General features: G+C 61.8%; 11 protein-coding genes. 2 read left to right on the forward strand and 9 right to left on the reverse strand.

Features of this window, described 5'->3' with window-relative positions; all coding sequences use genetic code 11:
- Positions 1–11 precede the first annotated feature (11 nt).
- Genes A8V01_RS07535 through A8V01_RS07550 form a run of 4 tightly spaced genes read right to left on the reverse strand, consistent with a single transcriptional unit; the run spans position 12 to position 3,927 of the window.
- Positions 12–959 (reverse strand): ABC transporter ATP-binding protein, encoded by a 948-nt coding sequence (locus A8V01_RS07535; RefSeq protein WP_103095312.1) that lies wholly within the window; start codon positions 957–959, stop codon positions 12–14.
- Positions 937–1,962, reverse strand: a complete 1,026-nt coding sequence (locus A8V01_RS07540) for an ABC transporter ATP-binding protein (protein WP_103095313.1) — start codon at positions 1,960–1,962, stop codon at positions 937–939. Before A8V01_RS07540 ends, A8V01_RS07535 begins: the two co-directional genes overlap by 23 nt.
- Positions 1,959–2,942: an ABC transporter permease gene (locus A8V01_RS07545; RefSeq protein WP_103095314.1), complete on the reverse strand. Its 984-nt coding sequence runs from the start codon at positions 2,940–2,942 to the stop codon at positions 1,959–1,961. Before A8V01_RS07545 ends, A8V01_RS07540 begins: the two co-directional genes overlap by 4 nt.
- Entirely contained in the window at positions 2,929–3,927 is a 999-nt protein-coding gene (locus A8V01_RS07550; protein ID WP_103095315.1) for an ABC transporter permease, read from the reverse strand. The genes A8V01_RS07545 and A8V01_RS07550 overlap by 14 nt, the downstream gene beginning before the upstream one ends.
- 286 nt (positions 3,928–4,213) lie before the next feature.
- On the opposite strand from A8V01_RS07550, the gene A8V01_RS07555 reads away from it, so the two are divergent.
- Entirely contained in the window at positions 4,214–4,672 is a 459-nt protein-coding gene (locus tag A8V01_RS07555; RefSeq protein ID WP_103095316.1) for an RrF2 family transcriptional regulator, read from the forward strand.
- Between the two features lie 51 nt (positions 4,673–4,723).
- On the opposite strand, the gene A8V01_RS07560 is transcribed toward A8V01_RS07555, so the two are convergent.
- The 5 genes from A8V01_RS07560 to A8V01_RS07580 form a co-directional block, all read right to left on the reverse strand.
- A complete protein-coding gene (locus A8V01_RS07560) occupies positions 4,724–5,857 on the reverse strand; it encodes a rhodanese-like domain-containing protein (RefSeq protein WP_211294979.1) in 1,134 nt (377 codons plus the stop codon).
- A 20-nt stretch (positions 5,858–5,877) separates the two neighbouring features.
- Complete coding sequence (locus A8V01_RS07565) at positions 5,878–7,203, reverse strand: acyl-CoA dehydrogenase family protein (protein WP_103095317.1); 1,326 nt, start codon at positions 7,201–7,203, stop codon at positions 5,878–5,880.
- A 10-nt stretch (positions 7,204–7,213) separates the two neighbouring features.
- The gene (locus A8V01_RS07570; protein ID WP_103095318.1) at positions 7,214–7,867 is read right to left on the reverse strand and encodes an NAD(P)-dependent oxidoreductase; all 654 of its coding nucleotides are present in this window, start codon (positions 7,865–7,867) and stop codon (positions 7,214–7,216) included.
- 30 nt (positions 7,868–7,897) lie between these two features.
- A complete protein-coding gene (locus A8V01_RS07575) occupies positions 7,898–10,192 on the reverse strand; it encodes a TonB-dependent receptor (protein WP_103095319.1) in 2,295 nt (764 codons plus the stop codon).
- Between the two features lie 212 nt (positions 10,193–10,404).
- Complete coding sequence (locus A8V01_RS07580) at positions 10,405–12,027, reverse strand: ABC transporter substrate-binding protein (RefSeq protein ID WP_170065869.1); 1,623 nt, start codon at positions 12,025–12,027, stop codon at positions 10,405–10,407.
- A gap of 279 nt (positions 12,028–12,306) precedes the next feature.
- Between A8V01_RS07580 and A8V01_RS07585 the strand changes: the two genes are divergently transcribed.
- Entirely contained in the window at positions 12,307–13,383 is a 1,077-nt protein-coding gene (locus A8V01_RS07585) for an alkene reductase (protein ID WP_103095321.1), read from the forward strand.
- The last annotated feature ends 8 nt before the right edge of the window (positions 13,384–13,391 follow it).

The raw sequence follows: 13,391 nt of genomic DNA on the forward strand, positions 1-13,391 counted from the left end.
TGAGAAAGCGGTCAGACGTGGTGGCATGCGGCGCTCTGGCCGTTGCCGAAATCCTTCAGAGGGGGCTCAACCTTCGTGCAAAGTTCGGTGGCGAGCGGACAGCGCGGGTGGAAACGGCAGCCGGTGGGCAGGTTCTGCGGGCTGGGCAGATCTCCCCTGATCGGCGCTGCATGCCGGCGGCGAGCCGGATCGGGCACCGCGTCCATCAACGCACGCGTGTAGGGATGGCGCGGCGTCGACCAGAGCTGGCGCGTCGGCGCACTTTCAACCACGCGCCCCAAGTACATGACCATGACCCGATCGGTGAAATACCGCACCACGGAAAGGTCGTGAGAAATGAAGATGTAGGACAACCCAAGGTCCGCCTTCATCCGCCCAAGCAGATTCAGCGTCTGCGCCTGGATCGAAAGGTCGAGCGCCGAAACAGGTTCGTCACAGATGACGAGGTCCGGCTGCAGCACCAGTGCACGGGCGATGCCGATCCGCTGGCGCTGCCCGCCGGAGAATTCATGCGGATAGCGGTCGAGCGCTTCCACCTCCAGACCAACACGGCGGACGATGTCTTCGACCCGGCGGTTGCGTTCGGCCTTGCCCACCTTGCCGCTGCCGCCAATGCCGTGGACGATCAGGGGGGCGGTAAGGATCTTGCGGATCGAATGGCGCGGGTTGAGCGAAGCGAATGGATCCTGAAATACCATCTGCGCGCGGCGGCGGAACAACGCCAGCCCGCGCTGTGAAATGGTGGTGATGTCTTCACCATCGAAGGAAATCGCGCCCGCACTCGGCTCGACAAGCCGCAGGATGCTCTTCCCAAGCGTGGATTTGCCGCATCCTGACTCACCGACGATGCCCAGTGTCTCGCCCGCCTCAAGATCAAGCGAAACACCATCAAGTGCTCGCAGCGCGCCACTCGGCAGGCGGAAATGAGTGCTCAATTCAGAGATCGACAGCAGTGACACGGTTCTCTTCCGAAAGGAGGACAGGGCAGGCGACCTGACGCCCATGGGACAGCGTGGCGAGCGCAGGCACCGCATCGCGGCACCCCGCACGCACGTGCGCGCAGCGCGGAGCGAAGGCGCAGCCGCGATCACCCGCCAGGGAACTGATCGAGCCCGGAATTTCGTAAAGCGGGCCATCAATGTAATTGTAACTGTCACCCAGACGCGGAGACGCGTTCAGCAGACCGCGCGTGTAGGGATGCAGCGGATTACCGAACATGGCGTCGGGCCGAGCCTGCTCCACCTTGCGGCCGGCGTACATCACCACCACCCGGTCAGCCCATTGCGACACGACGCCAAGGTCATGCGTGATCAGCAGAACCGCCATGGACAGTTCACGCCGCAACCGGTCGATCAGGTCCAGCACCTGCGCCTGGATCGTTACGTCGAGCGCGGTCGTCGGCTCATCGGCGATCAGCAGCCGAGGGCTGCAGGCGACTGCCACGGCGATCATCACGCGCTGGCGCATGCCGCCCGAAAGCTGGTAGGGAAAGTCGTCGATGCGGCGATGGGGATCGGGAATACGTACCAGATCCAGCAGCTCAAGGGCCCTTGCACGGGCTGCCTTACGCGAAAGCGACTGATGCTGACGAAGTGCCTCGATGATCTGCGCTCCGATGGTCATCACCGGATTGAGACAGGTCATCGGCTCCTGAAAGATCATGCCGATCGACCCGCCGCGCAATGCACGCGCTTCACGCGGGGCCAGCGTGGTAATCTCGCGCCCCTCAAACTGGATGCTACCATGTGCAATCGTGCCGCCGGCAGGAAGAAGGCCCATGATCGATAGCGCGGTAAGCGACTTGCCCGATCCGGATTCCCCCACGATGGCAAGGGTTTCGCCCTCGTTGATCTCGAAGCTGATGCCTTTGACCGGCTGCTTTTCGCCAAAGGCGACGCGCAGGTCGTCGACAGCAAGCAGTGACGGGCCATCCCCACGCGGCAGGATAAAATGCTCGCTCATCGGCGCACCTGTCGGCGGGGGTTGAGGATTTCGTTCAGCGCATCGCCCAGCAGGTTGAGCGCCAGCACTGTCAGCATGATCGCAAAGCCGGGCAATGCGCACATGTACCAAGCCGTGCGCAGGTACTCGCGGCCCGCGCCGATCATTGAACCCCAGCTGACTACGTTCGGATCACCCAGCCCCATGAACGACAGCGCCGATTCCATGAGGATCGCGGACGCGACCATCACCGATGCAGTAACGATGATGGGCGGCAGCGCGCTCGGCAGGATTTCGGACACGATGATGCGAACATGGCCGAAGCCAAGGCTGCGCGCAGCCAACACGAAGTCCTTTTCGCGAAGGGTCCTGAATTCCGCGCGCGACAGACGGGCAACGCCGGGCCACGTGACGATTGCAATGGCAACCGACAACGTAGCGATACTTGGCTGCGCGATCGCAACCACGACGACGAGCATCACAAAGTTCGGCAGCGTCTGGAAAACCTCGGTGACGCGTGAAAGGACCACGTCGGTCCATCCGCCAAAGTAACCGGCTACCGCGCCGACCGAGACGCCGATCAGCAGGCCCAGAAAGGTAGCGAACACGCCTACCTGCAACGATACGGCGGCACCGTGTACGATTCCGGCCAGCATGTCGCGCCCCAGAGAATCGGTGCCGAGCGGATGAGCTGCGTCCGTTCCGGGCCAGATGAAGGGCTCTGCCACGATCGCCAGCGGATCGCCAGGATAAAGCAACGGCGAAGTCAGCCCCATCAGCGCTACGAAGAGAAGGATTGCTCCACCACTCACCGCAAGCGGATTGTGTCCGATGACGGAGAGTAGCCGCCGCGCACGCGAAGGCGCGGATTTCGGGACGAGGGGTACAACAGGCTGCTCCACCGAAGGCCAGTCGGCCAGCGAAACGATCTCTGCTGCGCGCCCCTCGGCAGGCACGCGTTCGGGCGCCAGACGCAGGGCTCTCACGTTACTTGGTGGCATCGTTGCCTCCCACTCTGGGGTCGATAATGCCGTGAAGAACGTCGACCACGGCATTGGCGACGATCACTAGCAGCGAAGAAAACAGCAGGATGCCGAGCAAGACGGCAAAATCGCGGCCCATCACGGCCTCGTAGGCAAGGCGGCCCAGGCCCGGCCAGCCATAGACTGTCTCAATTACGACCGATCCGCCAAGCATGCCGCCTACATGCATGCCCGCCACGGTCGTCAGCGGGATAAGCGCATTACGCAGCACATGGCGGAACAGGATATGTGTTTCGCCCAGCCCCTTGGCCCTTGCGGTGCGCACATAGTCTTGCCCTTTTGCCTCAATCATCGAGATGCGGGACAGCCGGGCATAGATCGCTATGTAGAACAGCGAGAGCGAGACGGTGGGCAGGATCATGTAACGCAGTTGATCCAGCACGGCCGCGATCCCGGTGGCGGACGATCCGATCGTCTGCGACCCACCGCTCGGCAGCCAGCCAAGCTTGATCGAAAACAGCACGATCAGCATCAGCCCAATCCAGAAGGCCGGAACTGAATAGAAGATCAACGACAACACCGAGAGTACCCGGTCAGTCGCCTTGCCCTCACGCGCGGCCATCAGCACGCCGAGCGCAACTCCGACAATCAGCGCCAGCACCAACGCAGATCCCGCCAACATCAGCGAACCGGGCAGACGATCCCAGATCAGTTGCGTGACCGGCATGTTATAGCGGGGTGAAAAGCCAAGGTTCCCGTGCGCCAGATCGGCAAGATATGAAACCAGCCGCTGGCCCACCGGCTTGTCGAGCCCGTAATGGGCGCGCATTTCAGCCATAGTCTCGGCAGTGGCTGAACCTGCTTCACCAGCAAGCACATCGACAGCATCGCCGGGCGCCAGCTGCAGGAGAAGGAAGCTCAGGACAACGACACCAAGAGCCGTCGGGACGGCATGCAGGCCGGTTCTCCAGGCAGTTCGCGCGGCGCGTGAAACGGAGGTCATGGTGCGTTTTCAGCCCTTCGGTGCCGTCGCCATTCGGCGAGCCGCCTTAGTGGTAGGTTCCAATACCCCCTTAAGTCAATTAATTCGATAGAGATTGCAATGATGAGCTTGCGGGCGCGTGCAAAGAAGATTTTTGGGCGCCGCAATCAAGTCTTTGCGGTCTGAAAGGCCTGATCCCGCTACCGTTCCGCCTCGGGCCATGCCTTGAAAAATCCGCCAAAAAGCAGTACGTGCGCGCCTTAAACAAGCGTGATTCGACGTGTTTCTGGTGGGGTAAGCTTCTCAAATGCTGTCGCAGCAATCGCGCTACGCGTTGAAGGCGCTCATCCACCTCGCATCCCGCAATCCTGAAAAGCCGCACCCGACCGCCGAGATCGCCAGCGCATGTAATGTGCCGCGCAAGTTTCTCGAAGCGATCCTGCTTGATCTCAAGGTCGCCGGACTGGTGCACAGTACGCGCGGAAAGCTGGGCGGGTACTCGCTCGCCCGCTCGCCGCAATCCATAACGTTTGGCGATGTCATTCGTGTGACCGATGGCCCGCTGGCCCTGCTGCACTGTGCGAGCAAGAAATTCTATCGTCGCTGCCTTGACTGCCCTGACGAACAGGCATGCCAGCTGCGGGCGATCATGATCGAAGCGCGCGACAAGCTGTCGGCAGTGCTCGACAACCGCAGCCTGGCCGATGCAATGAACGGGGGAGCCGGCGGCATTCTGGACGACCAGACCGCCCCGCTGGAAACATAAAAGGTATCCGGGGGGCCTGACCGTCGACCGGTCTCGCCCCCCGGATTTCGATCAGATCGCAGCTGTGCCGATCCGTGCGTCAACACCCGGAATGCGATCTTGAAGTGTGCCATCGTAAATGCGCACATCCCAACCACGCTGCTTCAGCCAATAGGCCGTAGTGATTGCCCGCACATCTCCCACGGCGTCATCGATCAGCACGATGCGCGCGCCTCGTACTGCGACGGTACGGTGCGACACGGCCAGAAGCTGGCCGCCGGGCGATGAAATTGAGCCCGCAAGGTGCCCTGCCTCAAACTCTTCGGGTAGGCGCACGTCGAGCAGGTAGGTGGTGCGCTGTCCATCTTCGAGCCATGCAGCTACGGCATTGGGGCCGATCCATTCGACATCTGCTTCAGCGGCCAGCACGTGGGCATGGCGCACTCCGAATTCGGATGCTGCGGCGCTGGCCGCATCAAAGGTTTCCTCGCCCCCTTCTGCAAGCGCGTTGCCTGCTTCAACCCAGGCGCGCGTGCCTTGCACCAGATAGGAAACCCGGTTGGGCACCCCCGCCGAGATCAGCGTCTGCGCACCGATGATGGCGCGCGCCAGCCAGGCACAAGTCACGACGACATGGGTGTCGGGCGATGGCACGAAGTCAAGGAAGCGTTGCAAAAGCTCACCTCCCGGTAGATTGCGCGAACCTGGAATGTGCGACAGCGCGAACTCCGGCGGCGTTCGGGTATCCAGCACGATGAGATTCTCGCCCGCTTCACGCAGCGCCTGCAGTTCGGCGATGGTCAACGCCGGTGTTCCGCGCTGATCCGCCATCGAGACTGTGAAGATGTTGCCGGCGATATCGAAAGTCGGCAATCCGTTGGGACTATCGGACAGCCAGCCCGGAATACCGCCATCGAGAATGACTACGTCCGTGTAGCCAAGCTGGTCAAGGACGTGGGCAGCCTTCGTCGCCTCGCCGTTTCCTTCGTCCACCAGCACAACCGGCACGGTAAGACGCGGGACAAACTTTTCCACTTCGGCACCCAGGCGGTGCAAGGGCAGATTGGTTGCGAACAGGGGCTGCCCTTTCGCAAAGTCCGCCTCGTCCCGCAGATCGAGCAAGGCGAATTCTGCACTCTGGCCGGGAGTACCTGTTGTCAGCCAGGTCTGAAGCGTGGCGCGGTGAATGGTGCGAATGGTCATCATGCTACTCCTTGTAGATTCAGTCAGACTGCGGGCGGGGAAGCCGCGTTGTCCCGCGGCGCTCCGTCCTTGATGTTGCGACGGATCTGGGCGGGCAGCGTGCCGTTGACCGCAAAGGCTCCGGCGATCCGATCACGGTAGACGCGCGGGTTATGCGACGTGATGGTCCGGGCATTACGCCAGTGCCGATCCAGCCCGTGATCGCGCCCCGCGCCGGAAGATCCCAGCGCATCGAACAGCGCGGTAGTAGCATCGAGGATAAGATCGCTGACGACGGTGACCGCCTCGTTGATCTCCACGTCCGCCAAGGCGCCGGCATGGTCCTCTGCCAAACGGTCGCCCGCCTGATTGTGCGCGAAAACCCGTTCAAGGGACTCCGCCACTTTCAGGACGATCGCGCCTGCACCATAGGCGGCGCCGCGAACGCGACCGACAACGGCTAGGATTTGCGGATCATCCCGAGCCTGATCGGCATTGCCATGACCATAGGCACGGGACCGTTCCGCCACCAGCCGCGCAACATCGTTAGCCGCAGCCCGGCCGATGCCAGCCAGCGTCGCAAGGTGAACAAGCTGGAAGAACGCCCCGACATAACGGGCACGCCCCTTCTCCGCGTTCACAACGTCGCCGGGCACGAAGACGTTCTCAAAAGTCGTGGTGCCGCTGCCGGTAAGCATCTGACCAAAACCGTTCCAGTCGTCGATCACTGCGACGCCCTCGGCATGGCGCGAAACGATGGCGCCAACAGGCTCACCCGCCTCGTCGATACCGCCCATATTGATCCAGTCTGCGAACAGCGATCCGGTGGTGTAGAACTTCTTGCCGTTTAGCCGCCATCCGTCACCCTCAGGTGTGAAGCGCGTCGTCATTACGCCCACGTTCCCGCCTGTCTCTGAAAAGCCGTTGCCGAAAGTCTCGCCCGCGACGATCCGTGCGAACCAGCGGTCGCCGTGTGCCTTGTTACGCGCGTTCAGCAGATCTTCTGTCACGCCGATATGCGGTCGCAGGATGTTGGTGATGTTGGGGTCGGCCTCTGACAGTTCGATAAGCAGGTTGAACAGTTCAGGCAGTGTCACCCCTTGCCCGCCTTGTTCAACAGGCACCCGCAATGTCGTGAAGCGTGCGGCTTTCAACCATTCCAGCTCTTCAAAAGGCAGGAGACGCTGTCCATCGCGGATCACTGCATCCCTTCGTATCCGCCGGAAGATCGGCCGGAAAGGACCGGCGAGCGCTTCATAGCGCGCGCTCGGCCCCTGCCCCCAGCCTTGTTCGATCTGCGTGGCTGCCTGATCGGGGCGATCAACCGTGCCCGTGTCGGCATGGGTCGATATCGGCTGATGTATGCTCATCGCAATCCTCTCAGTATGCAACGGTGAACCTGCGCCGGACGTGCGCCGCCTTGGCAACCTCGTCGAGCACGGCAATGGCGAAGTCGGCACGCGAGATATGGCTTTCGCCCTGTGGATCACGCAGCAGCTGGTCGGTGCCGAGACGAAACACCCCGGTACGCTCGCCGGCTTCGATCCGGCGTGGCGGCGAAACGTAAGTCCAGTCAAGATCGCCAGCCTCTTCGACCAACCCTTGCAGGATAGCGATGTTGGCAAGCGTATGCGGGCGATACTGCTGCGGATACTCGGGCGAATCCACCACCAGCACCCCCGGCGAAGCCCAGAGGCTGCCAACACCGCCCACAAGAATCGCGCGTTTCACGCCGCCCTGCCGAACGCCATCCAGAATGGCCTTATGGGCTTCGCGCAGGCGCTGCGGCTTGCCTTCCAAAGGCTCGGAGGGATCCGGGCTGAAGGCACTGATGAACACGTCATGCCCAGTCGCCCCTGCTGCCACCGATGAGGCATCATACGCATCCACGACCTTTTCCTCCAGGTCGGGCTGCGGTGCGACGCGGCCCACCGTCCGGACAAGCGCCGTCACTTGATGGCCACGCAGCAGGGCCTCCTCCCTGAGCTCCGCACCGATGCGCCCGGCCGCACCCAGCAATGCTATTCTCGCCATTTCAGGTATCCTTTCATGTTGAGGGAATGATCAGAAGGCGACGCTCACGCCGACGTCGGCGCGGAATGGCGACTGCGAATTGGCGACACGATAAGTACGCCCCTTCACGGTATAGCTGTTGGTGAAGAACCCGACGGCTGACGTCGCCATCTCGGCGAAACGGTCGCCACCATACGCCACGCCCGAAAACCACACGCGCAGGTCACGCCATTCCGGCCGCTCGTAAGTCAGCCTGAAGCCAAGACGGTTGTAATCCTTGTTCTTGAGAACACCGAGCGTGCCGTCGGCCAGTGTCACCGACCCCGAACTCAGGTACGTCCCGCCCACGAAGTTGTGCTGGACCGAAAGGCGGATACGCTGACCGTCCGTCCCGACCGGAGTGGCAGCTTCAAGGTTCCAGCCCGCCGTCCAGGGCGGCGTTCCGGTAATATAGAGTTGGCCGGTGTTGGTACCCCCGGTCAGCTTGCCGTAAAGGTAGTTGTAATTCGCGCCGATGCGCACCGACGTACCGCCTCGATCGTACAGACGCAGGCGCCCGTCGATGTCGAAGCCCTTGCGGATCGACTTGCCCATGTTAACCTGCAAGCCGGTCAGCGGATCAGTACCCAGTTCGCCCTGATTAAGTGTGCTGTAGACGCCGCCCTGCAGGTTGAGGCCCAGCGCATCGTTATCGTACTTGAGGACCACTTCCTTGGTATTGAGCTTGGTCGGGTCCAGTTGCGGGTTGCTCCAAAGCGCAGCGTTGTTGATATTCTGCGACGTGATGCCCTCACCGAAGTTACCGAGCAGGGTGAAACCGAGAAACGGTCCGACGGCGATGCCACCATGAAGCGTCGGTTCATTCGACCAGGTATTGAACTTCACCGTGCGCAGCGCCATCGGCGTACCGGTCTGAGCACTGCTGGGATAATAAGTGACGGTAGCGTCGTAGTTGAACCAGTCGTTACGCAGGCCGCCGGTGATCTTGAACCACGCTGCGGGTTTTAGAGACAGTTCCGCGTAAACGTCAGGGTTCCAGACAGTGAAGTCTGCCCGCGAAAAGAACCCCGTCCATGCATTGAGAATCGTCGGCTGCGCAACCAACTCGTTATCGAAGCCGGGACCACGGTTAACCTTGGCGAAGTCACCGCGAATTTCCGCACCGCCGCGCAGGATTGCTTCAATGCCGCCGAAACTGAATTCTGCCCACGGGTGGAAGCCCAGCCCGGTGCTCCAGCGACTATTTTGAGCAATGTTCTGCGGAAAACTGTCAACTACGCCGATATCCTGGCGGTTGATGGAGCGATAGTCCTTCTCACGCTCCACCCAAAAGTTGGCGTCAAAGTTGAAGGAGTCGGTGCGGTGTTCCCATTCCGCCGTCAGGGTGCCTGACCGGCGCCAACCCTTGGCATTGTTATCCGTGGCCGAACGCTCGTCGATCTGTCCGCTGTCGACCAGATCCGTGCGGATATAGCCGGGCTGGCCGTAGTGGTTGCTGTAAAGCTGAAAGCCGACTTTGAGCACATCGTCAGGTGTGATCCGGGAGGTCACCTTGGCGAAAGCGTTGAACTTGTCCTGATCGTTGTTATCCCGTCGTCCCTGTTCGGAAAGACCATCGAATGCAAAGTAGAAATGCGTCGGCAAGCTGGGATCGTCGCCATTTCCGATGGTCGCCACCAGCCGTTTGCGTCCATAGAATCCATAGCTCAACGAAGCACGGTTCTGTATGCGGTCGACAGTCTTGAAGATTGCCGTGCCTGCATAGGCGAAATTGCCCGAATATCGCGTGTCGAATGGGCCCTTGATGACGTCAACCGATCCGACGATCTCGGGAATCAGAATGTTGAGGTCATTCGATCCGTTGTTATTCGGGCCTGACACGAAATTCCGCGTATAGCCATCGACGATGCCGCGTACCGAAACACCATCGCCGACGAGGCTCCAGCCGCGGATCGTAACGCCGTTTGGAATGCCGCCATTCCCAAGATCAGCCACCTGCACACCGGGAATCGCGCGCAGCAGGTCATTGGCCGTCGTGATCGCCAGACCCGAAATATCATCCTGATCCAGCGAATAGACTGCAGCGATACCGGCCGCCGGATCTACCGAAAGAGTGGTTGGCGTGGCAGGCGCGCTCCTGCTGCTCTGAACGAGAATGGAGCCCGCCTGTTCATCATCCTCCGCAACCGGATCATCCGCCGCGAGTGCAGCTATGGGAAACGCGAAGGCAGCGCCTGCGAGCAGCGCCCCAGCCGCCGAACGTTTGCGCCGCTGTCGGTCACCCGAAAAAATACCCCCATTCGACACTATGCTAAACTCCTGCTGGATGTTCTGCTCCAGGCGCATCCGGTCCCCTGCGCCCAAGCGAATGGGTCGCCGTTGTTGTTGTGATGACGATCGAAATGCGGGGCCTGCGTGGAGGCGGTCCGTCAGCGGGCGGCTGGTGGGACATGACGTAAGTTGATGAAACCCGTGCGATCTGGGTTCTGTATAATCCCTATTAACATAATAGAGATTCAAAAATTCTATGCACTCCCCAAGCTGCCCTTAGCCTGCCGTTAGGCTGGTGCGAGCTTCAGATCCGCGAAGTTGCCGTAGATGCCCTCGGCGCTGTTCGAGAGCGCGCTGAGCTGATCGCGCGCGAGCAACACCTGATAGTAGCTGATGAGCGGAATGCGCGGCAGGTCCGCTTGCACCACGCGCTGGAACTGCGCGTAAAGCGCGCGGCGTTCCGCTTCGTCCGACTCGGTTGCCGCGGTTTCCAGCAGACGGTCCGCCTCCGCACTGGAATAGTGCGACGCATTCGAGAACGCGACGCCCTTTGCAATGCCCTTCGACCAGTAGAAGCGCTGCGTGCCGATCACCGGGTCAGGGCCCATCTGGCCGCCGCCCAGCAGCACTTCGAAGTCCCGGTCGGTATAGGCCCGCTTCACATAGGCCGCGAAATCCTGCGAGCGCAGTTGCACCTTGATGCCGATCGGCTCAAGCGCCGCGCGAATGTACTGCGCCAGACGGGTGGACTGATCGCCCGTGGGCTGGGCATCGAGGATGAAGGCAAGACGCACACCGCCCGGCCCGCGATGAAGGCCCGCCTCGTCGAGCAGCGCTTCGGCCTTGCCGGGATCGAACGGGTAGCGGGGCACATCGTCAGTATAGAACCGCCCAAGGTTCGAAGGCAGCGGCCCGGTTGCGATTTCGCCGCGCCCGTAAAGAACATTGCGCAACACGAATTCGCCGTCGATCGCGTGGGCAATGGCACGGCGTAGCCGCACATCGCGCAGCTTGGGCAGATCGAGGTTGAATTCAAGGCCCAGACTGGCCGTCTGCAAGGCATAGTCGCGCGTCTGGTCACGAATTCCCGCAGATCTGACGACGCGATCGACGTCACCGGAAGCGACACCGGTGCAGAACTGCAGCTCCCCCGTTTCCAGCGCCGCCGCCTGAGAGGCACTGTCCCCGATCAGGCGAAAGATGATACCGTCAAGGTGCGGCTTGCCCGCATCCCAGTAATCGGGATTGCGGTCCAGCACGATGTACTGGCCGCGCTGCCATTCGACGAACCTGAACGGGCCGGTGCCGATCGGAGCATTGTTCGCCGGATTGCCCAGCACATCCTGGCCCTGATAAACATGCCGAGGGATGACCTGGGATTCGTTGGAGGCAAGCGCGCTGAGGATGTAGGGCGCCGGTCTGGACAGCCGCAGGATCGCGGTGTGGGCATCGGGCGTGTCCACCGCGATGACGTTGGCGAAAGTGGAACGGCCGCGGCTGTGGAACTTCTTCCAGACTTCAAGCAGCGAATAGGACACGTCGGCCGAGGTGAACGGCCTGCCATCGTGCCACTTCACGTCAGGGCGCAGGCGCAGCGTCAGGCTGAGGTTGTCCGGTGCCGTTTCCCAGCCCATGGCCAGACGCGGCACGGGGGTAAGGTTCGCCGTGTAACCGACCAGACCGTCGAAGATCTTCGATGAAACGAACTGCACTGCCCCTGCCGAGGTAATGGCCGTGGTCAGCGCGGTCGGCTCCGTCTCCAGTCCGATCACCAGCCGGTTGCCGTTACCGCCCGGCCGCCCGCCGCAGCCTTCAAGCAGCGATACGAGCCCAAGGCTTGCCGCACCGACAAGCAGGCCACGGCGGTTGAGAACAAGATGCGGGGCAACTTCGATAAAAGGCGCGGCCAATCTCAATTCCTTTTCATTCAAAAGGGCAAGTCCGGGTCGGCACGACGGCGACGCGGAAGCGCTGTTGCGCCGGGTTCGGAAGACCGGAAAATCGCGGTTTCGCGTGTCTTTCATCGACCCGATCGTGCCTCTCGAAAGCCTTATCAGCGCGACCCTATATCGCTGCAAAAGAATTCTCTAGTGTTTCGATAGACTTTGTTTGTATGCTTCCGAGGGCAGGATTGGGACAGTGTCCGCGCCGCGTGATGATCACCGCTGGCTGGTTCACGGAGGGAATGCATGAACTTGTTGACGCCCTTCACATTGGGTTCGCTCACGCTTTCCAACCGCGTCGTCATGGCGCCGCTGACACGTCGGCGCGCAGGCGAAGGCAAGCTGCCCACCGCCTTGATGGCCAACTATTACGCCCAGCGCGCAGGAGCCGGACTGATCATCTCCGAAGCAACCGAAGTCGATCCGCGCAGCATCCCCGATGCGCCGTCCCGCCCCGGCCTGTTCAACGCCGCGCAGGCGCAGGCATGGGCACGCGTAGCCGATGAAGTGCACCGGGCCGGCGGGCGGATCTTCGTGCAGCTATCGCACCTTGGCCGGGCGTCTCATCCCCTGCTGCTGGTCAAGGGCGAACAACCCGTCGCGCCCTCTGCCATCGCGGGCAAAGGCGTTGCGTTCACCCGCGAAGGGCCATTGCCCTTCCCCGTCCCGCGCGCGCTCGACATTGCAGAGATCTGCGACGTGATCGACCAGTTCGCCGTCGCGGCACTTCTTGCACGCGAAGCGGGTTTCGACGGCGTGGAGATTCATGCCGCCAACGGCTACCTGATCGATCAGTTCATCCGCTCAGGCTCAAACCGGCGCACCGATGCCTATGGCGGACCTGTAGAGAACCGCACCCGGCTTCTGCTCGAAGTCACCGAAGCGGTCGCGGCCCTTTGGGGCGTCGACCGGGTGGGCGTAAGACTATCGCCGTGGAGCGACTTCAACGGCATGTCCGACGAAGACCCCCTGCACACCTTCTGTTACGCAGCCGAAGCGCTGGACCAGATCGGCATCGCCTATCTTCATCTCGTCGAGCCTGCAGGCCAGACTCCGGGGCTGTCGCCGGTCCTGCGCCAGAAATTCGGCGGCGCGCTTATCGTGGCGGGCGGTTATGGCCATGAAACCGCAGAAGCGGCGATAGAGGACGGAACCACCGATCTCGTCGCATTCGGAGAAGGCTTCATCGCCAACCCCGACCTGCCCGAACGCTTTCGGCTGGGCCTGCCCCTCAACACCGCAGACCGCTCGACGTTCTACGCCGGCGGAGCGACCGGCTATACCGATTATCCGTATCTGGACGCACATCAGGTGCTCCAGTGATCCGCCTT

It is taken from the genome of Novosphingobium guangzhouense (assembly GCF_002896965.1).
GTDB lineage: Bacteria > Pseudomonadota > Alphaproteobacteria > Sphingomonadales > Sphingomonadaceae > Novosphingobium > Novosphingobium guangzhouense.